Source organism: Paenibacillus sp. Negev47 (genome assembly GCF_058313655.1).
In genome coordinates this window covers 291312-312166 of sequence record NZ_CM177754.1, presented here as the reverse complement: position 1 = coordinate 312166, position 20855 = coordinate 291312, and the positions used below count along the sequence as shown (strand labels likewise).

Genomic DNA, 20855 nt, shown 5'->3' with positions numbered 1-20855 from the left:
AGAAGTATAGGCGTGTAATTGTAAAACGCTAGGGGGAATTGGAATGAAGCTCAAACCAAAATTAATGATCATGTTTCTTGCCGCTGTGTTGATCACCGCACTGCCACTAGCTTCACTTGGCTTGGTTCAAACCGAAAAGCAAGCCAAGCGTAATGTTGACTCCACACTGAATGGCTTAATGTCTTCTTCGGCAAATCAGTTGGACGGCTGGATCAGCAGTAATGCCAAAGTGATCGAAACGTTAGGTTTTGTCATCCAGGAAGGCGTGCCCGAGGGAGAACTCACGCAAGAATACTTTAACATTATGAAGCTGGGCAGTAATAAAGAGAGCCTGTCGGATCTATATTACGGGTCAGAAGAAGAAGGCAGCTTCATGAATGGTTCAGACTGGACTCCCGATTCAGATTATGATCCAAGACAGCGTCCTTGGTATCAGAAAGCGAAGCAGGCTAATCAGTTAACATTCTCTGATCCCTATCTGGATATGATGTCGGAGCAATATGCGGTGTCGATTGCCATGCCGGTCCAAAATAAAGACGGCGCATTGCAAGGGGTTGTCGCAGGCGACTTGTTGCTCTCTACACTTACCGATACCGTGGCAAAAATAAATCTGAATGGGTTGGGCTACACCTTTTTAATCGATAAAAACGGACTACTTCTGGCTCACCCTGACGATAAACTGGTGAACACCTCAGCCAAGGAAAATACAGAGTTAAACCCGCTGCTGGCAGATATGCAGACGAATCCGTCAGGTCAGAAGCCATTCCAATATAACGATGAGAAATATCTGTTGTTCTATCATCAGATTCCAAGCACCGGCTGGGTTGTAGGCTCCATCATCTCCGAGAAGCTGGCCTACGCTGAGTATTATGAATTGCGCAATAACTACATTCTCATTATCGGCATTACAATATTGGTTGTGCTGGCAAGTGCCTATTGGATCGCAACACTTTTCATCAAGCCACTGAGAAGTCTGCATGGAACGTCCCGCCAGATGTCGAGTGGTGATTTTACAGGACGGGTGCAGATCAAAGGCAAAGATGAGTTCGCTGAACTTGGCATGGCATTCAATCAGATGTCCGATCAGCTTAGCTCGCTGTTCAGACAAGTAACGGCTTCTGCCGATCGCGTACAAAGTATCTCAGGTGAGATGCAAGAGCATACAGATAACACCAAGCGCATCGCAGAGCAGATCTCCATTGCCACTGATGAACTCGCTCAAGGCTCCAGTACACAGGCTGAATCCGTGTATGATGGCTCAAGCCGTCTGTCGGAGATGAGTGATAGTGTCGGCGGCATTAATCGCAGTGTCGAGCAGTCCGTAACGATGATGCGTGAGGCAGGAGAAGCCATGCTGGCTGGACTACAGGCGGTAGATCACCAAGTGGAACTTTCGGATGGCAACCGCCAATCGATTGACCGTGTAGGTGAATCCATCACCCTACTGGCAGACAAATCACAGAAGATTGAGGGCATCGTCAGCATGATTCAAGCTATTGCCTCCCAGACCAACCTGCTTGCCCTGAACGCTTCCATTGAAGCAGCCCGAGCGGGTGAACATGGACGTGGATTCGCAGTGGTTGCCGAGGACGTACGCAAACTGGCTGAACAATCCGCAGGCTCTGCTCAGGATATTATCGTATTGCTGAATGAAATTCAGTCAGCTAGCCGCCAAAGTGTGAGCGAAGTCGATTCTGCTGAACATGGTATTGAGCAGCAGGTCACTGCCGTGCATGAGATGCGCAATTCGTTTATGCGAATCAAGCAATCCATTGAAGGCATCGACAACCAGCTTCAACAAGTATCGTCTGCAACAACCGAATTGGATAACAGCTCTGGCAAGATTGCTGAAGTGATCTCCAGTGTTGCGGCCATGTCCGAACAGAGCGCCGCTTCCACGGAGGAGGTTGCCTCTTCGACGCAAGAACAGTTCAATTATATTACCAGTATCTCGGAACGCTCCAATGAACTGGCTCAACAAGCCAATACGCTCGCTGAAGAAGTGAAAAAGTTCAAGATATAAATCAACAAGCCGCGTTCTCCCATAGGGTGAACGCGGCTTGTTTAATATGTTACGTTACATATTAAGTATGAGAGATGGAACGGCATTCGTATCTGCATAAAAGAATATAACACATGTATGCATAGACTCATGGCTGGTCAACGTACGCAGGAAGCGTCATTGTTTTCAGCCCAATACACGGCCTGCTGATTCTCGGATGACCAGTTCGGGCTTCAGGACAATCTTCTGTGGTTCATTTCGCTCTTCCTTCAGCTCTTCAATCAACAGATCTACAGCGCGATATCCCAGATCTTCAATCGGCTGGGCAACGGTCGTAAGCGGTGGACTGGTTACCGAGGCCAGAATGGTATTATCAAATCCGATAATCGACACATCCTCTGGCACGCGTAGGCCCAGCTCTTTGGCTGCCTGAAGTGCACCGATGGCCTGAATGTCATTACAGCAGAACAAGCCTGTTGGGTGATCGTTCTCACCAAGCAGCAGTAACGCCTCTTTTTTGGCCGAGCTCAGGTCAGCCGCCGATTCTCTGATCTGATTCGGTTCCAGCGTATATCCCGCCTTATTCAACGTTTCGCGGAATCCACGCACACGTTCCTGACTACTGCTGACTTTGGACGGTTCCGACAGCACTGCTACACGAGTATGCCCAAGTTCAAGCAGATGCTGTGCTGCAAGCGTGCCGCCAAGCAAGTCGTCAATGGTGACTGTATGCACCGACAGTGAGGGCATATGGCGGGCAATCAGCGCAACAGGAATAGACTGTTGCAAGAGAGGTGACAAGATGTCGGCATTATCGATCCCCGTTCCGATCATCATGCCATCTACCCTTTTTTGCTGGAGCAGATTCAGGTAACGCTCTACCCGCTCGTCCTTATTATCGGTACTGCAGATGACCACGCTGTATCCCAATTGACGGCTTCGATCCTCCACCGCTCTGGCGAGTTCTGCAAAATACGGGTTGGATATGTCCGGTACGAGCAGTCCCAATGTATATGTCTGCTTACCTGTAAGTGCGGCTGCGATCGCGCTGGGTTGATAGTGAAGGCGTTCCATGATCTCCATAATCTCGGCGCGCCGCTTCTCGCTGATCTTGCCTTTGCCATTAATGACCTGTGAGACGGTTGCAATAGATACACCCGCCTCGCGTGCGATATCGTATATGGTTGCTTTCATTGTTTTTCCCCATTTGTGCTATATATAAGTTTCGTTATACATGAATCAATTTCATAATACCTTTAGCTGCTTCAATCAAGGCTAAATATAGATCAAAATGGTTCAATTTGTCTATATTTAGTTACAGAAATCCATTTTTAGTGAGTTATGAAATTGATCGCATAGATAATTGTTCTCTTCTCATTATGCAGGGGGAAGTCTGCATACGCAACTTGGAGCCAGCACAATGTGCTCAGCATAAACCGTTTTACTTTTTCATCAACCACTCGTGGTCAGGGTCATTATGGAATTTCCAAGTCCGGGTTGGTCCAGCCATTACGTTCAAATAGTACACCTCATAACCGGGAGGAGCACCTACTGGATGATATCCGTCCGGAACAAGCACCACTTCACCGTTCTTCACTGCAAGTGTCTCATCCACAGAACGATCATCCGTGTATATCCGCTGAATGGCAAACCCCTGTTCAGGCTGTACACGGAAATAATACGTTTCTTCCAGCAAAGATTCATCCGGGAGTGCGTCCCGATCATGCTTATGTGGCGGGTAACTAGACCAATGCCCATCGGGTGTAAATACCTCAACAACGAGCAAACTGTCCGCTTCCTTCTGCTCCGGCAAAATGTTGTGAATCTGGCGCTCCAGATTGCCATAACCTCTCGCCTCTACTCCTACATCTTCCGGTGCAATGAGACGGGCCGGATACGTGCCTTTACCGGGTGCAACACATATAGCGATTTCCAGTTCGGTACGTGCTGTGATCTGCACTTGATCGGAAGTTGAGACGTAGACCGAATACGGGGGGATTTTCTCGAAAACACTCATTCTTTTCCCGATATTATCCCATGTGTTCTCCCGAGTACTTACATTAGCGAAACCGCTGAGAAGCACCACACAGAGTTCCTGATCACCACTCTCACGGGTTAGCGTCTCCCCCTCCGCCAGCTTCGCTACCTGAAAGCCAACATACTCCCACCCAGCCGATTCCGGTGTTACGTTTATAAGCGTACCGTCTCCCTCCGGGTTGGACACGGGTTTCACAATACGTTCTGACATCTTGTCATCCACTCCTTTCTGTAGTCGTCCACAACAACCTGACACTTATAAAAACAAGAACTTTGACTATTAGGAAAATTGACTTTAATCATCCACCTATGGCATTGCCGTTTGCGATTCCAGGGACACCCCAGGGACTTCACTCAGCTTCACAGGTCTTCCCTGCTCCATCGACATCTTCGCTGCCAGCGCAATTCGTTCTGCCTGTACGGCATCGTGGCCATCTACGATAACGGGTGTATCATGGATGATCGCATCGATAAAGAGGGCTGTCTCCTGCACATACGCTTCATTGTAGCGTTCCAGGAAAAAGTGCAATGGTTTGTCGCGCATGAGCCCAGTTGCTGTACTAATCTCAGCCGTATTGGGATGATCGTTCGCCGCTGTGGCGCTGCCCTTCGAGCCGAATACTTCGACTCGCTGATCATACCCATATACAGCCTGACGGCTGTTATCAATAACACCAATCGCTCCATTAGCAAAAGTCATCGTAACAATTGCTGTATCCACATCGCCATGTTCTGCAAAGACCGGATTGATCAGCACGTTGCCCTGAGCGTACACTTCTTCCACTTCACTCCCGGACAGATACCGAGCCATGTCAAAGTCGTGGATCATCATGTCCATGAAGATCCCGCCAGACACCCGGATGTACTCCGCAGGCGGTGGGCTCGGGTCGCGAGAAGTAATCTTGATAATATGCGGATCACCAATCGTACCATCCTGCACATGTGCACGTACCCGTCTGAAGTTGTGATCGAAGCGGCGGTTAAACCCGATTTGCAGCTTCACGCCAGCCTTTTGCACTGCTGCTACAGCCGCTTGGGTCTGCGCTAGATCCATGCTCACCGGCTTTTCACAGAAGATGTGTTTCCCTGCCTGAGCGGCCTGTTCAATCAACGGTACATGTGTGTCTGTTGAAGAACAGATCAGCACAGCATCTACATTAGGCATTGAGATCAACTGGCTACTGTCTGTCGTTACAACAGGAATGCCTCGTCTGGAGGCCCAAGCCTCAAGTTCAGGACCGGCGAACAAGTCACTGATTCCCACAATCTCGGCATGCGGGTTGCGCAGGAGATTGTCTGCATGAATTTTGCCGATCCGTCCAGCACCGATGATGCCAATTCTCACTTTGTCCTTGCCCATTCCGTTATCCTCCCTATGTGCGTCCATATGGGCTGGGCGTTCCCCTTAGCCCGAGTTATGCTCTGGTTGGTTATTACCAGCGTGCCGTTACCATCTTCTTGCGAGTGTAGAACTCAACACCATCCGTGCCATTGGCATGCAGATCACCGTAGAAGGACTTTTTCCAGCCGGAAAACGGGAAGAATGCCATAGGTGCAGGTACGCCCAGGTTAATCCCCAACATGCCCGCATCAATTGTTTCACGGAATTGACGCATACTCGCCCCGCTGCGGGTGAACAGACACGCACCATTACCAAAGTCGGAACGGTTCGCAAGCTCCACAGCTTCTTCTAGCGTAGACACTCTTGCCACTGAGAGTACGGGAGCAAAGATCTCATCCTGCCAGATTTTCATATTACTCTGCACTTGGTCGAATACTGTCGGTCCTACAAAATAACCGGATTCCCCTGTCGCTTGATCCTTACGTCCATCCCGGATCAAAGCCGCGCCTTCCAGCTCTCCGGCTTCAATGTAACTGAGTGTGCGCTCTTTATGTGGTCCACGGATTACGGGACCGAGGAACACACCCTCATCCATGCCGTTACCGATGGTAATGCGGTCTGCTGCTTCCACCAACTTTTGTACGAGTGTGTCAGCCACATCACCTACAGCTACAACAACCGAACAGGCCATGCAACGTTCTCCTGCTGAACCAAAAGCTGCACTCGTAATCTCTTTCACCGTCAGATCCAGATCGGCGTCCGGCATAACGATCGAGTGGTTTTTGGCACCCGCGAGTGCCTGTACCCGTTTGCCATGCTTGGATGCAGTGGTGTAGACATACTCAGCCACAGGCTGTGAGCCGACAAAAGAGATCGCTTGAACATCCTTGTGTTCCAGCAGACCGTTCACGACATCATGCGCACCGTGAACGATGTTGAGCACACCGTCCGGAAGCCCTGCTTCCTTGAACAGCTCTGCCAAGCGGCCTGCCAGCAGCGGTGTACGCTCGGACGGCTTCAGAACAAAGGTGTTACCACACGCAATAGCCAGCGGGAACATCCAGCAAGGGACCATCATCGGGAAGTTGAAAGGGGTAATCCCCCCAATTACGCCGATTGGGTACCGGTACATGCCCGACTCCAGTCCTGTCGCGATGTCAGGCAGTTGTTTACCCATCATCAGATTCGGGGCACCTGCCGCGAATTCGACGCATTCAATGCCACGCAATACCTCACCGTACGCTTCGGCGTAGCTTTTGCCGTTCTCCAGTGTTACCAAGCGAGCGAGCTCTTCCCAATGCTCCACTAGCAGCTGCTGGTAGCGGAACAGAATACGTGCACGGCGTGGAACTGGTGTGCCGCTCCAGGATTTGAATGCTTCCCGTGCCGTCTGTACGGCCAGATCTACATCCGCTTGTTCAGACAGTGGCACGTGTGCAATAACCTCTTCCGTAGCCGGATTCACAACCGGCTCCGTACGAGTTGCCGTTGGGGTTACCCAGGCACCTCCGATCCAGTTTTGTACCATTGTCGCTGTTGCAGATGCTTCAGAAATCCCTTTTCCCATAGCCCTGTCTCCCTTCGCTTATGTGTGATCGCTTATGTTCAACTTGTTCCATTGTTATAGATCTGTATGATCACGTTATTCAAAGTATTGCAACGTCCTTCAGGACACGGTAATCTCGCCCCGATTGCAACGTTCGATGTAATCATTCACCTGTTCTACCGTTGGCATCGCATCCGAACAGCTGTGGCTCGAAATGACGATACTTGCTGCCCCACTGCCGTACGCCATACTGCGCTCAATCGTCCAGCCCTGCATCAATCCATACAGGAACCCTGCCGCATAGGAGTCGCCTGCACCGAACGTTTTGACCACTTTTGCCGGATAGCTGTCAGCACGGTGGGAAAGCCCTTCACGCGTATAAGCAATGGACCCTTCCTTGCCGTGTTTGATTACAACAATGTTGGCTGAGAAATCAAACCATTTCTGTGCAGTTATCTGATCGCTATGATCCGGATTGTGGTCGAATGTCTCCATCATGTCGAACTCTTCACGTGTGCCCAGAATAATATCGCATTTCTCGGCTGCGAGGTTGTAATACACCGCTGTCTCTTCATCTGATGTCCATGTGTATGGACGATAGTCCAGATCAAACACAATAACTGTGCCATGCTTTTTCGCATATGTTAGTGCCTGTAATACGGCTTCACGGGATGGGCTCTCGGCGAGAGCCGTGCCTGAGATTAGCAGTACTTTGGAGTCGGCAATTAACTGCTCTTGTACCTCTTGCGCCTGTAATAACAGATCAGCTACATTATCCCGGTACATCAGGATACTGCAATCGGTTGGGCTCTTGATTTCGGTAAAAGCAAGCCCTGTCACCGCTCCGGTGTCATCTGTCACCACATTTGATGTGTCAATGCCGTTCTTCTCCAAATAACTCTGGATGAATCTGCCCATCTGGTCACCTGCGATTTTGCCGATAAAAGCCGTCTCCATACCCAGCCTGGACATGCCAATCGTAATGTTGGCCGGAGAGCCACCCACATATTTCGTGAACGTCATCGTTTCTTCCATCGGGCGATTGATCTCATTGGCATTCAAGTCGATACACAGACGGCCAATCGCGGTGAAATCCTTCTTCCTTGATTCTGGAAAGGATACGTAGGTCATTGCATGTGAGCCCCTTTCTGTGTTGAGATTTTACATGGTTTATATGGATATCTAGACCAGTTACTCATTCCATCGTGAGGACTCGGACCTCCACGGTTCCTTCACTTCATGGGTATATTCCTCTCCCCATCGCTATGCTTGGTATCAGCTGTGCTGGTATAACGCCTTCATATAGTTCAAAGATCGCTTCGCATACTCATACGGTTTATGAATTGCAGGGTCCTGTTCTCCTTCAAGCATCGCCCAGCCATCGTACCCTCGTGTAATCAGTTCCTGAAGAATGGGAGCAAAATCAATGCATCCATCCCCTGGTACGGTGAACACCCCTTTACGAATACAGCCGACAAAATCAGACTGCTCCGCACGTGCTTCATCCAGCACATGGGGGCGGATATCCTTCAGATGGATATAAGCGATCCGGTCATAATGTTTACGCAGCAGTTCAAGCGGATCAGCTCCACCATAGTAGGCATGACCTGTGTCATAGAGCAGATACACGAGAGAAGGATCTGTCAGCTCCATCAGTCGATCGATCTCATCCGGTTGTTCTACCACCGTGCCTCCATGATGATGGTATGTGAGCTTCAACCCGTGTTCCCGGGCAATGGCTCCTGCTTCATTTAACCCTTCAGCGAGGATATGCCATTCGGATTCGCTGAGTCTGAGCACTTCTTTTTCATTCGGTGTCCGTCTTGGATCAAAATGAAGTGACCCACCTACCTCCGCCGTACTGATCACCTTACTGCCCATGGATTGCAGGAATTCCGCATGTCTGCGATAACCGTCCAACTCCGACTGACGATACGCCGGATCAGAGAACAGTACCGATTTCCACTGGGAGACCAGATTGATATTCCTCTTGCTCAGTTCTTCACGCAGTATAGCGGGATCGGTTGGATACTTACGTCCCATCTCTGTGCCTGTCAGCCCAAGACGCTGAATGTCATCCAGAATCTGTGCACACGTTGTGGCATCGCCATGCTCCTTCACATCTTCCCCGACCCAATTGATCGGATGAATCCCAAGCTGGAATGGCAGCTTGCTCATTGCTCCACGTCTCCTTTGTCGTTCAACATTGTGGTTCAACCGGAATGTAGTACTCATAGTTTCAATATATCGATAAATACGTCCACTGATCTCATACTGTGGGGGAGTTCAGATAAGGCTACATTTTAGAAGGAATACTCTATTAAATCGAATTAAAAAGGTCTTGCTTTGGCACGGTTGGCTTGCATGGTGTGATGCGCATGAACTACCTTTTCCTCGGCAGATACTTCTGGCACACCTACATTCCACCATGACTCATAACCACCTGCATTGGTTCCAGGCACGACCGGAATCTCAATCAACGTACTCACCGTTTCGTTCTTCGCATCTCGGATTGCTTGTTCCAGCTGTTCTGCCGTCTCCGCTCTATAGGATTTGGCTCCCATGCTTCGGGCGTGAGCTGCAAAGTCCATTGGCATGTAGTCCCCGGTCAATCGTCCACTTTCTGACTCCCGATAACGGAACTCATTACCGAACCCGTCACTACCATGTTCCCGCTGCAAATTATGAATACACTGGAATCCATTATTGTTGAATAATAGAACGGTCATCTTCTTCTGTTCCTGCAAACTGGTCACAAACTCCGAATGCAGCATCAGATAACTGCCATCCCCTACCATGGCGTACACTTCACGATCTGGCTCGGCAAGTGCTGCTCCGAACGCTCCGCTTACCTCGTACCCCATGCAGGAGAACCCATACTCCATGTGATATGTTTTTGGTTCAGACGCACGCCACAGACGATGCAGATCACCTGGCAGACTACCTGCCGCACACACGATGACGGAAGATGGATCAATCGTCCGGTTAACTACGCCGACTGCTGTAGTCTGTGCCAGCCCTGCTTCATGTTCTGCTCCATACAGCCTATCCACTTCTGCATTCCACTCAGCGCGGAGATCAGCGACTTCGGATGAGCCATAGGCACTGCGGTATTGTCTTTGCTGCAATTCCTTTTGCAAAGCCTGCAATCCTTCTCGTGCATCCGCCAAAATGGCTTCCCCACCAAGCTTGGCAGCATCCATGCCGTTCAGGTTGATGTTAATGAATGACGCTTCCGGATGCTGAAAAGCAGAGCGGGACGCCGTCGTAAAATCCGAGAACCGCGTACCGACGCCGATCACCACATCCGCTTCTCTCGCCAGCCTATTGGCTGCCAGAGAGCCAGTAACCCCGATGGCTCCCACATTCAGTGGGTGGTCCCAAGCGACTGCGCTCTTGCCCGCCTGCGTCTCGGCGATCGGAATACCAAATGCCTCGGCGAACTCGACGAGCTGGGCGGATGCCTCAGAGTACAACACACCGCCGCCTGCAACGAGCAGCGGCTTTCTGCCTCGGGCAATCTGCTGCGTTGCCCGTTCAATGGCTGCCTGTACCGGGGGGCGACGGTCCAGATAGTGTACTTTGCGGGCGAAGAACGATTCAGGATAATCGTACGCCTCTGCCTGCACATCCTGCGGCAGTGCGAGCGTAACAGCTCCCGTCTCTGCCGGGTCGGTAAGCACACGCATGGCCTGTGTAGCAGCAATCATCAACTGTTCAGGACGAACGATGCGATCCCAGTATTTACTGACGGCTTTGAATGGATCAGTAGCTGAGATTGTATAATCACTGCTCACTTCCAACTGCTGCAGTACCGGGTCTGGTTCCCGTGTAGCAAAGTTATCTCCAGGAAGCAATAAAACCGGAATCCGGTTCACCGTTGCGGTAGCCGCTGCTGTAATCATATTTAAAGCACCCGGACCAATGGATGTAGTACATGCATAGATTTGCCTGCGGTTCTTCTGTTTGGCATAGGCCGCTGCCGTATGCACCATACCTTGTTCGTTCTTCCCTTGCATATACGTCAGGCTTCCCGAACTGCGCTCCAACGCTTCTCCAATGCCAGTTACGTTGCCATGTCCAAAGATGCCGATGATCCCTTTCACAAACTTGGTTTCCACACCGTCAACCGAGATATATTGCTGATCCAGGTATCGAAGCAGTGCCTGAGCCATCGTTAATCGAATGGTTGTCATGATTTGATCGCCTTCCTTTCCTTTACGGGTTAAGCGCTTAATCTACGTTAAGTTTAAGCGCCTTACCCCTAAAGGTTAAGCGCTTAATTGATATGGTATTACAGGCTGATGATTTACGCAAGCTATTTTTGTAAGCGTTTTTATAAATTGCGATAAAACAACGATAATTCATTGTTGTAAGATCTGTTAGACCTGCTTCATTTGAGAGCTCTCCACAATAATCGCCAATATACCTATGAATGCAAAAAAAGAAAGAGACGGTGAGACCATCTCTTTCTTTTACGATATATAAGCGGGTGATGGGAATCGAACCCACGCTATTAGCTTGGAAGGCTAAAGTTCTACCATTGAACTACACCCGCATAACAACAATCGGGATGACACGATTTGAACATGCGACCCCCTGGTCCCAAACCAGGTGCTCTACCAAGCTGAGCTACATCCCGTTATCTATACCGGCGAGAGGACTCGAACCTCCACGGTTTCCCACTCGATTTTGAGTCGAGCGCGTCTGCCATTCCGCCACGCCGGCAAAATATGAAGTTATAATGGCGCGCCCTGAGAGATTCGAACTCCCGGCCTTTTGATTCGTAGTCAAACGCTCTATCCAGCTGAGCTAAGGGCGCAAAATATTGGAGCGGAAGACGGGAATCGAACCCGCGACCCTCGCCTTGGCAAGGCGATGCTCTACCGCTGAGCCACTTCCGCAAATAAAGGATGCGCGTGGAGGGACTTGAACCCCCACGTCAAAGACGCTAGATCCTAAGTCTAGTGCGTCTGCCAATTCCGCCACACGCGCATATGATGGTGAGTCATGAAGGGCTCGAACCTTCGACACCCTGATTAAAAGTCAGGTGCTCTACCAACTGAGCTAATGACTCATAGAAAACTGGTGGAGGATGATGGATTCGAACCACCGAACCCGTACGGGAGCAGATTTACAGTCTGATGCGTTTGGCCGCTTCGCTAATCCTCCAGGATTACATGGTGCCGGCGAGAGGACTTGAACCCCCAACCTACTGATTACAAGTCAGTTGCTCTACCAGTTGAGCTACACCGGCGTATAACAGGTGTTATATATGGTGGCTCGGGACGGAATCGAACCGCCGACACGAGGATTTTCAGTCCTCTGCTCTACCGACTGAGCTACCGAGCCTTACTATATTAAAAAATGGCGGAACCGACGGGATTCGAACCCGCGATCTCCTGCGTGACAGGCAGGCATGTTAGGCCAACTACACCACGGTTCCATAGTACTTTCTCAAGGAAAGTTAATTGCGGGGGCAGGATTTGAACCTGCGGCCTTCGGGTTATGAGCCCGACGAGCTACCGGGCTGCTCCACCCCGCGTCGTTATAAAAGTTATATGGTGGAGGCTGAGGGGATCGAACCCCCGACCCTCTGCTTGTAAGGCAGATGCTCTCCCAGCTGAGCTAAGCCTCCATATTATGACCCGTAGGGGATTCGAACCCCTGTTACCTCCGTGAAAGGGAGGTGTCTTAACCCCTTGACCAACGGGCCTTACTGGCTCCCCGAACAGGGCTCGAACCTGTGACAACTCGATTAACAGTCGAGTGCTCTACCAACTGAGCTATCAGGGAATGGTGGAGCCAAGCGGGATCGAACCGCTGACCTCCTGCTTGCAAGGCAGGCGCTCTCCCAGCTGAGCTATGGCCCCATACACTGTTGTATTTCTTGCTGTGGTATTACTATGGGCCCTGGTGGACTCGAACCACCGGCCTCACCCTTATCAGAGGTGCGCTCTAACCAACTGAGCTAAGGGCCCTTATCAAATTTCGAAAAAAAATACCCCCAAAGGGGTTTCGCTTGGCGGCGTCCTACTCTCCCAGGACCCTGCGGTCCAAGTACCATCGGCGCTAGAGGGCTTAACGGTCGTGTTCGGGATGGGTACGTGTGGAACCCCTCCGCCATCGCCACCAAACGCATAGCTATAGCTTACATTTCAGAGTTGTTGTTCTCTGAAAACTAGATTCGAAACGAAACATGCGATTTAAAACTTGCTATTGGATAAGCCCTCGACCGATTAGTACTGGTCAGCTCCATGCATTGCTGCACTTCCACCCCCAGCCTATCTACCTCGTCGTCTTCAAGGGGTCTTACATACTGGGAAATCTCATCTTGAGGGGGGCTTCACGCTTAGATGCTTTCAGCGTTTATCCCTTCCGTACATAGCTACCCAGCGGTGCTCCTGGCGGAACAACTGGTACACCAGCGGTACGTCCATCCCGGTCCTCTCGTACTAAGGACAGCTCCTCTCAAATTTCCTACGCCCACGACAGATAGGGACCGAACTGTCTCACGACGTTCTGAACCCAGCTCGCGTACCGCTTTAATGGGCGAACAGCCCAACCCTTGGGACCTACTTCAGCCCCAGGATGCGATGAGCCGACATCGAGGTGCCAAACCTCCCCGTCGATGTGGACTCTTGGGGGAGATAAGCCTGTTATCCCCAGGGTAGCTTTTATCCGTTGAGCGATGGCCCTTCCATGCGGTACCACCGGATCACTAAGCCCGACTTTCGTCCCTGCTCGACTTGTAGGTCTCGCAGTCAAGCTCCCTTATGCCTTTGCACTCTTCGAATGATTTCCAACCATTCTGAGGGAACCTTTGGGCGCCTCCGTTACTCTTTAGGAGGCGACCGCCCCAGTCAAACTGCCCACCTGACACTGTCCCCGCACCGGATTACGGTACCAGGTTAGAACCTAGATACGATCAGGGTGGTATCCCAACGTTGCCTCCACGCAAGCTGGCGCTCACGCTTCAAAGGCTCCCACCTATCCTGTACAGATCGTACCCAAATTCAATATCAAGCTGCAGTAAAGCTCCATGGGGTCTTTCCGTCTTGTCGCGGGTAACCTGCATCTTCACAGGTATTAAAATTTCACCGGATCTCTCGTTGAGACAGCGCCCAAGTCGTTACGCCATTCGTGCGGGTCAGAATTTACCTGACAAGGAATTTCGCTACCTTAGGACCGTTATAGTTACGGCCGCCGTTTACTGGGGCTTCGGTTCACAGCTTCGGGATTGCTCCCTAACCACTCCCCTTAACCTTCCAGCACCGGGCAGGCGTCAGCCCGTATACTTCGCCTTACGGCTTCGCACAGACCTGTGTTTTTGCTAAACAGTCGCTTGGGCCTTTTCACTGCGGCCCCCTCGTGCTATTCACACTACCGGGGCACCCCTTCTCCCGAAGTTACGGGGTCATTTTGCCGAGTTCCTTAACGAGAGTTCTTCCGCGCGCCTTAGAATACTCTTCTCGCCTACCTGTGTCGGTTTGCGGTACGGGCACCATCACCTGGCTAGAGGCTTTTCTTGGCAGTGTGAGATCATGACCTTCGCTACTGTAATTTTCACTCCCCATCACAGCTCAGCCTTACAATGTGCGGATTTGCCTACACATCAGCCTTACTGCTTAGACGGACATCCATCAGTCCGCGTCACTACCCTACTGCGTCCCCCCATTGCTCATAACGGCTTACGGTGGTACAGGAATTTCGACCTGTTGTCCTTCGACTACGCCTTTCGGCCTCGCCTTAGGTCCCGACTTACCCTGAGCGGACGAGCCTTCCTCAGGAACCCTTAGGCTTTCGGCGGATCAGATTCTCACTGATCTTTTCGTTACTCATACCGGCATTCTCACTTGTATAATGTCCAGCGCTCCTTACGGTACACCTTCAACCCTTATACAACGCTCCCCTACCCCTGATGCAAAGCATCAAGCCATAGCTTCGGTGGTGTGTTTAGCCCCGTTACATTTTCGGCGCAGAGTCACTCGACCAGTGAGCTATTACGCACTCTTTAAATGATGGCTGCTTCTAAGCCAACATCCTGGTTGTCTGTGCAACTCCACATCCTTTCCCACTTAACACACACTTGGGGACCTTAGCTGATGGTCTGGGCTGTTTCCCTTTTGACAATGGATCTTAGCACTCACTGTCTGACTCCCGGAAGTAAGTCTATGGCATTCGGAGTTTGACTGAGCTTGGTAACCCTTGCGGGCCCCGCACCCAATCAGTGCTCTACCTCCACGACTCTGTTTTCCGAGGCTAGCCCTAAAGCTATTTCGGGGAGAACCAGCTATCTCCGAGTTCGATTGGAATTTCTCCGCTACCCCCACCTCATCCCCGCATTTTTCAACATGCGTGGGTTCGGGCCTCCAGTGCGTGTTACCGCACCTTCACCCTGGACAGGGGTAGATCACCCGGTTTCGGGTCTACGTCCACGTACTAATTCGCCCTATTCAGACTCGCTTTCGCTGCGGCTCCGGCTCTTCACCTTAACCTTGCACGGGAACGTAACTCGCCGGTTCATTCTACAAAAGGCACGCCATCACCCCTAAAACGGGCTCTGACTTTTTGTAAGCACACGGTTTCAGGTTCTATTTCACTCCCCTTCCGGGGTGCTTTTCACCTTTCCCTCACGGTACTGCTTCACTATCGGTCGCTAGGAAGTATTTAGCCTTGGCAGATGGTCCTGCCGGATTCATACGGGGTTTCACGTGCCCCGCACTACTCGGGATCCGTCTCGGAGGGAACAGACTTTCAACTACAGGGCTTTTACCTTCTTTGGCGGGCCTTTCCAGACCTCTTCGCTTAACCGGTTCCTTTGTAACTCCATGTGAGACGTCCCACAACCCCAAAGAGCAAGCTCTCTGGTTTGGGCTTCTCCGCGTTCGCTCGCCGCTACTGACGGAATCACTATTGTTTTCTCTTCCTCAGGGTACTTAGATGTTTCAGTTCCCCTGGTATGCCTCTGCACAACCTATGTATTCAGTTGTGAGTAACTGGAAATTACCCCAGCTGGGTTTCCCCATTCGGACACCCCCGGATCAAAGCTTGCTTACAGCTCCCCGAGGCAGTTTCGTTGTTCGCCACGTCCTTCATCGGCTCCTAGCGCCTAGGCATCCTCCGTGTGCTCTTAGTAGCTTAACCTCGTGCTCCGGTATTGGCCGCTCGCTTCCCTTGTTTTGCTTACGCAAAGCCAAAAGTCGCTCCCACCCAAAACCATCGTACGTGCAATCTACCGTTTTTATTGAAACTTGTTTACACAAGTTCAGCTAAAAAGGAATGTTCTAATTCGCATTACTTTCGTTTCGATATCTAGTTTTCAAAGAACAAGCTCCATGCAAAAGCAAGCTGTTTGAGAGTTTGAGCTCTCAAAACTGAGCAACGAGTGAGTGTTTTTGCTCTTCATTTCATCCACACCAAGGTGAAGGACCGAAATGAATTGCGGTCGCAGGTTCTAAGAACCTGCTTATTTGAATGTTTCCGTTACAGGAAACGATTCTCCATAGAAAGGAGGTGATCCAGCCGCACCTTCCGATACGGCTACCTTGTTACGACTTCACCCCAATCATCTATCCCACCTTCGGCGGCTGGCTCCTTGCGGTTACCCCACCGACTTCGGGTGTTATAAACTCTCGTGGTGTGACGGGCGGTGTGTACAAGACCCGGGAACGTATTCACCGCGGCATGCTGATCCGCGATTACTAGCAATTCCGACTTCATGCAGGCGAGTTGCAGCCTGCAATCCGAACTGAGACCGGCTTTGTTGGGATTGGCTCCATCTCGCGATTTCGCAGCCCGTTGTACCGGCCATTGTAGTACGTGTGTAGCCCAGGTCATAAGGGGCATGATGATTTGACGTCATCCCCACCTTCCTCCGGTTTGTCACCGGCAGTCTATCTAGAGTGCCCACCCGAAGTGCTGGCAACTAAATATAAGGGTTGCGCTCGTTGCGGGACTTAACCCAACATCTCACGACACGAGCTGACGACAACCATGCACCACCTGTCTCCTCTGTCCCGAAGGAAAGATACATCTCTGTACCGATCAGAGGGATGTCAAGACCTGGTAAGGTTCTTCGCGTTGCTTCGAATTAAACCACATACTCCACTGCTTGTGCGGGTCCCCGTCAATTCCTTTGAGTTTCAGTCTTGCGACCGTACTCCCCAGGCGGAGTGCTTAATGTGTTAACTTCGGCACCAAGGGTATCGAAACCCCTAACACCTAGCACTCATCGTTTACGGCGTGGACTACCAGGGTATCTAATCCTGTTTGCTCCCCACGCTTTCGCGCCTCAGCGTCAGTTACAGCCCAGAGAGTCGCCTTCGCCACTGGTGTTCCTCCACATATCTACGCATTTCACCGCTACACGTGGAATTCCACTCTCCTCTTCTGCACTCAAGTCACCCAGTTTCCAGTGCGATCCGGGGTTGAGCCCCGGGATTAAACACCAGACTTAAATGACCGCCTGCGCGCGCTTTACGCCCAATAATTCCGGACAACGCTTGCCCCCTACGTATTACCGCGGCTGCTGGCACGTAGTTAGCCGGGGCTTTCTTCTCAGGTACCGTCACCTTGAGAGCAGTTACTCTCCCAAGCGTTCTTCCCTGGCAACAGAGCTTTACGATCCGAAAACCTTCATCACTCACGCGGCATTGCTCCGTCAGGCTTTCGCCCATTGCGGAAGATTCCCTACTGCTGCCTCCCGTAGGAGTCTGGGCCGTGTCTCAGTCCCAGTGTGGCCGATCACCCTCTCAGGTCGGCTACGCATCGTCGCCTTGGTGAGCCGTTACCTCACCAACTAGCTAATGCGCCGCAGGCCCATCCCCAAGTGACAGATTACTCCGTCTTTCCAGTTCTCTTCAGGCGAAGAAAACAACTATTCGGTATTAGCTACCGTTTCCGGTAGTTGTCCCAAACTTGAGGGCAGGTTGCCTACGTGTTACTCACCCGTCCGCCGCTAACCATCAGAGAAGCAAGCTTCTCTTCAAGTCCGCTCGACTTGCATGTATTAGGCATGCCGCCAGCGTTCGTCCTGAGCCAGGATCAAACTCTCCAATAAAGATGAATTTCAGTAGCGCGGTTAAACGCTATGAAAATCATCTCAAGTATTTGAAAAGAGCGATAAGCTCATTTTGAATCTGACGAGATTAAAAATCTCATTTGTGCTCCAGTCGATCCAAGCCGAGGCTTGTTTCAAACTTTCGCGTTCATTCTGCAAGCAGAATGTTTACTCACTCGTTGTTCAGTTTTCAAAGATCAAACTTGTTTTGTTACCGAGTGTTATTCTCCTCAGCAACTTTTATATCATAACACTTCCGAACCAACTTAGCAAGCTCTTTTTTAAGTTTCTTTCGAAGCTTATTTTGTTTTGCCTGCACACACTTTGTTTCTCGTGTTTTTTTGGCCGGAAATAGAATATACCATATGAACAATATAATTACTACTTGTAAAATATCCCATCGATAGCCTTATTGCTTGCTTGATATAATCTCTGTTCAAACTCTTCAATTGACGGCAATATCCTCTTACTATACCCGACATGCCCTCGCTAGTCTAATCTGTCTCAATATAGGTTGTGTACAGATCCGATCAACATCATTACGTTCTATATAATAAGAAACACAATACCTTATTGGAGAACAACCTATCTATTATTTTGATATATCGAATATAGTAATTGAACTCACTCTTCTGTGAGCATGATAGATTGTAACCTTTACTTTCTACACGGTCAGTCTTTGAACCTGCCCATCACTATCGTGTCGTGATACTGTCCATCCGCGTGTCGCCGATCCTTTTTCAAAACACCTTCGATTCCGAAGCCACACTTTTGATATAGCTCAATTGCCTTTTTGTTTGATGCCAGCACGTTCAAGGTCATCTTCTCTACACCACTCTGGTCTGCCCACTCTATAGACTTCTCCAACAAGTTCTTGCCAATCCCATGTCCCCAGAACTCCCTGGCTACACACACACCGAACTCAACCTTATGGCAAAAGCGCTTCAACTCTGTGCCTTCACATCGGGAGTATCCCACTATCTCACCCGCTACTACAGCAACGAGGAATATATTACGCCGCTTCTCGCTATCCATATGGATGATACGCCGAAACCCAGCTGCATCGATATATGCCTCGCCCTCTTCACGATCCATGTTCTCCGTTTCCCCGTCTAGTTGTACACGAAGTGAAGACAGGGCCTCAGCATCCTTTTCCCCTGCTGATCTAATTGAGTAAGATAAGCCTTTAATGTAATATTCCTGCTGATCGATCATCATAAGAACCAGACCTCCTCTTCCGCTTTGGATAATTACTGTACCTGTATCGCTCTACCCCACATCAGACGGACTCTTGCCCGTAAGCATTTTGAACACCTGGCTGAAATACGTCGCATTACGGAACCCCGTCATCTCGCTCACCTCATATACCATGTAATGTCCCGACTGCAACAGTTCTAACGCTCTCTGAATTCGGTACCCGTTCAAATAACTCACGAAATTCTCACCGGTCACCCTTTTGAACAGTTGACTCAGATACTTTGGATGCACGAATAGCCCCTTGGCGATCGCTTCAAAACTAATCTCTTCGGCGTAATGCAGTTCCACATACTGTTTCACCTGCTCTATCAGTTTATTGCTTTTCTTCTCGCCCATCTCTTTGCGTATCTGATCCAGCCAGTTGCAGATAATACGGTCCATCCAGTTTACCAGATCATGCAATGCATATTTCGATTGAATTTCACGCAAAAAATCACTCATCGCTAGCGGCGGCGTTAACATAGGGTGGAGTCGGTTCCAGCTATGCATCAATGTGTCAAACAGACTGACGGCCACAACCTGTACATCCTGTATCCCAACACATTTCCCCTCTTTGAGCAAAAGGCGAATATGATGCCATACCTCTTCCGCCAGGTCAGGTCTAATATCCGCCCAAGCCTCATTCCATTGACGAAGCAATAATGAATAATCGGTCACACTTGGTTCTGTATCCATTGATGCTTCATAGTGGTAGATACGACTTCCACCTTGAAACTCTGCTGTTTCCACCGCTTCCCTGCTCTCCAGATAAGAGTCTATCACCTCACATGGGTGACTTTTGGATCTTCCTATTCCGGCACTTACTTCGATTTTCAGATACGTAAAGATCTGATCGATCATCCTCTCCACAAGTAGCAAGATTTCCTCCATTTGATCTTTATCTCCTAATAGAAGCAACACAAATACCTGATCTGAGTAATCAACAATCTCTACCTGACCTCCCGCCATGTGCTCGGATTGCTCCTTTACCGTCTCCTGAATAATATCGGCTGCCCCATAGCGGAGAAGCTGCCAGTCCCGTTCTTTCATCCGTGTCAGAAATACGGGGCGATTCAGTTGCAGACTAATGGCGCGTGCCTGTGAGGACATATGAATGCCTATATACTCCATGCGTTCTTTAGGCAGCTCATCTGCCCGATATCGCGTAGTCAGCAGTTCGTGAAGAAATTGTTTGCGCAGATAGGGAAGTACCCGTCCAACCTCCTGCTTGTACGTCCGCTCCAGCCGCTCATGTCGCTCTCGTACGTCTTGTTCCAATAATACCTCCCGCAACACAGACTCAATCTCCTCCACCTCTGCCGGCTTCAGCAAAAAGTGATTCACACCCCAGCGCATGGCTGCACGGGCGTTCTCGAATTCGTCATATCCACTAAGGATGATAATCGGCAGATGGGGATGATCACGCCGCAGCGCCTGTGTAATCTCAAGCCCGGTCATCCCCGGTAGATAGACGTCAGTCATGACGAGATCTGGATGCATGCTGTGGAACAACTCCAGCGCATCCAAGCCATTGGTAGCTGTACCTGCAATGCTGAGGCCTAGGGAAGGCCAATCGATATGTTCGGTTAGAGCCTTAACAATATGCGGATCGTCATCTACAAGCATAATG

General features: G+C 50.3%; 10 protein-coding genes, 17 tRNA genes and 3 rRNA genes. 1 reads left to right on the top strand and 29 read right to left on the bottom strand.

Annotated features, from left to right (window positions below; genetic code table 11):
- The first annotated feature begins 43 nt into the window (after window positions 1–43).
- Window positions 44–2023, top strand: a complete 1980-nt coding sequence (locus AC4G47_RS01455) for a methyl-accepting chemotaxis protein (RefSeq protein WP_491104433.1) — start codon at window positions 44–46, stop codon at window positions 2021–2023.
- 165 nt (window positions 2024–2188) lie between these two features.
- Here the strand turns inward: AC4G47_RS01455 and AC4G47_RS01450 are convergent, their stop codons facing one another.
- The 29 genes from AC4G47_RS01450 to AC4G47_RS01310 all read right to left on the bottom strand — a co-directional run bounded on the left by AC4G47_RS01450 (window position 2189) and on the right by AC4G47_RS01310 (window position 20851).
- The gene (locus tag AC4G47_RS01450; protein ID WP_491104431.1) at window positions 2189–3196 is read right to left on the bottom strand and encodes a LacI family DNA-binding transcriptional regulator; all 1008 of its coding nucleotides are present in this window, start codon (window positions 3194–3196) and stop codon (window positions 2189–2191) included.
- Between the two features lie 247 nt (window positions 3197–3443).
- Window positions 3444–4250: a 5-deoxy-glucuronate isomerase gene (gene iolB, locus AC4G47_RS01445; protein WP_458124958.1), complete on the bottom strand. Its 807-nt coding sequence runs from the start codon at window positions 4248–4250 to the stop codon at window positions 3444–3446.
- A 96-nt stretch (window positions 4251–4346) separates the two neighbouring features.
- Window positions 4347–5399, bottom strand: coding sequence for an inositol 2-dehydrogenase (gene iolG / locus AC4G47_RS01440; RefSeq protein ID WP_145326641.1), 1053 nt, complete (start codon window positions 5397–5399; stop codon window positions 4347–4349).
- A gap of 73 nt (window positions 5400–5472) precedes the next feature.
- Window positions 5473–6948, bottom strand: a complete 1476-nt coding sequence (locus tag AC4G47_RS01435; RefSeq protein WP_491104429.1) for a CoA-acylating methylmalonate-semialdehyde dehydrogenase — start codon at window positions 6946–6948, stop codon at window positions 5473–5475.
- Window positions 6949–7047: 99 nt separating this feature from the next.
- On the bottom strand, window positions 7048–8058 hold the full coding sequence (gene iolC / locus AC4G47_RS01430; protein WP_491104427.1) for a 5-dehydro-2-deoxygluconokinase: 1011 nt from the start codon (window positions 8056–8058) through the stop codon (window positions 7048–7050).
- Window positions 8059–8202: 144 nt separating this feature from the next.
- On the bottom strand, window positions 8203–9105 hold the full coding sequence (iolE, locus tag AC4G47_RS01425) for a myo-inosose-2 dehydratase (protein ID WP_491104426.1): 903 nt from the start codon (window positions 9103–9105) through the stop codon (window positions 8203–8205).
- A 152-nt stretch (window positions 9106–9257) separates the two neighbouring features.
- Window positions 9258–11123 carry a 3D-(3,5/4)-trihydroxycyclohexane-1,2-dione acylhydrolase (decyclizing) gene (iolD, locus tag AC4G47_RS01420; RefSeq protein WP_491104425.1) on the bottom strand — a complete coding sequence of 622 codons (1866 nt, stop codon included), beginning with the start codon at window positions 11121–11123 and terminating at the stop codon, window positions 9258–9260.
- Between the two features lie 291 nt (window positions 11124–11414).
- Window positions 11415–11485: transfer RNA gene (locus AC4G47_RS01415), tRNA-Gly, on the bottom strand.
- 10 nt (window positions 11486–11495) lie between these two features.
- Window positions 11496–11569 (bottom strand) — tRNA-Pro (locus tag AC4G47_RS01410).
- A 7-nt stretch (window positions 11570–11576) separates the two neighbouring features.
- A tRNA-Leu gene (locus tag AC4G47_RS01405) sits at window positions 11577–11655 on the bottom strand.
- A 17-nt stretch (window positions 11656–11672) separates the two neighbouring features.
- Window positions 11673–11749: transfer RNA gene (locus AC4G47_RS01400), tRNA-Arg, on the bottom strand.
- 7 nt (window positions 11750–11756) lie between these two features.
- A tRNA-Gly gene (locus AC4G47_RS01395) sits at window positions 11757–11831 on the bottom strand.
- Between the two features lie 10 nt (window positions 11832–11841).
- Window positions 11842–11922, bottom strand: a tRNA-Leu gene (locus AC4G47_RS01390).
- A gap of 6 nt (window positions 11923–11928) precedes the next feature.
- Window positions 11929–12004: transfer RNA gene (locus AC4G47_RS01385), tRNA-Lys, on the bottom strand.
- A gap of 9 nt (window positions 12005–12013) precedes the next feature.
- Window positions 12014–12099: transfer RNA gene (locus AC4G47_RS01380), tRNA-Tyr, on the bottom strand.
- A 9-nt stretch (window positions 12100–12108) separates the two neighbouring features.
- Window positions 12109–12184, bottom strand: a tRNA-Thr gene (locus AC4G47_RS01375).
- 19 nt (window positions 12185–12203) lie between these two features.
- Window positions 12204–12279, bottom strand: a tRNA-Phe gene (locus tag AC4G47_RS01370).
- A gap of 16 nt (window positions 12280–12295) precedes the next feature.
- Window positions 12296–12373 (bottom strand) — tRNA-Asp (locus AC4G47_RS01365).
- A 25-nt stretch (window positions 12374–12398) separates the two neighbouring features.
- A tRNA-Met gene (locus AC4G47_RS01360) sits at window positions 12399–12472 on the bottom strand.
- A 17-nt stretch (window positions 12473–12489) separates the two neighbouring features.
- A tRNA-Val gene (locus AC4G47_RS01355) sits at window positions 12490–12565 on the bottom strand.
- 6 nt (window positions 12566–12571) lie between these two features.
- A tRNA-Glu gene (locus AC4G47_RS01350) sits at window positions 12572–12643 on the bottom strand.
- Between the two features lie 4 nt (window positions 12644–12647).
- Window positions 12648–12723 (bottom strand) — tRNA-Asn (locus AC4G47_RS01345).
- Window position 12724: 1 nt separating this feature from the next.
- Window positions 12725–12800: transfer RNA gene (locus AC4G47_RS01340), tRNA-Ala, on the bottom strand.
- A gap of 34 nt (window positions 12801–12834) precedes the next feature.
- Window positions 12835–12908, bottom strand: a tRNA-Ile gene (locus AC4G47_RS01335).
- Between the two features lie 39 nt (window positions 12909–12947).
- Window positions 12948–13064, bottom strand: a 5S ribosomal RNA gene (gene rrf / locus AC4G47_RS01330).
- Window positions 13065–13146: 82 nt separating this feature from the next.
- Window positions 13147–16074, bottom strand: a 23S ribosomal RNA gene (locus AC4G47_RS01325).
- A 362-nt stretch (window positions 16075–16436) separates the two neighbouring features.
- Window positions 16437–17989, bottom strand: a 16S ribosomal RNA gene (locus tag AC4G47_RS01320).
- Together the 16S, 23S and 5S rRNA genes with 17 tRNA genes alongside form the textbook arrangement of a ribosomal RNA operon.
- A 672-nt stretch (window positions 17990–18661) precedes the next feature.
- Window positions 18662–19207, bottom strand: coding sequence for a GNAT family N-acetyltransferase (locus AC4G47_RS01315; RefSeq protein ID WP_491104424.1), 546 nt, complete (start codon window positions 19205–19207; stop codon window positions 18662–18664).
- Between the two features lie 51 nt (window positions 19208–19258).
- Complete coding sequence (locus AC4G47_RS01310; RefSeq protein ID WP_491104423.1) at window positions 19259–20851, bottom strand: response regulator; 1593 nt, start codon at window positions 20849–20851, stop codon at window positions 19259–19261.
- Window positions 20852–20855 lie beyond the last annotated feature (4 nt).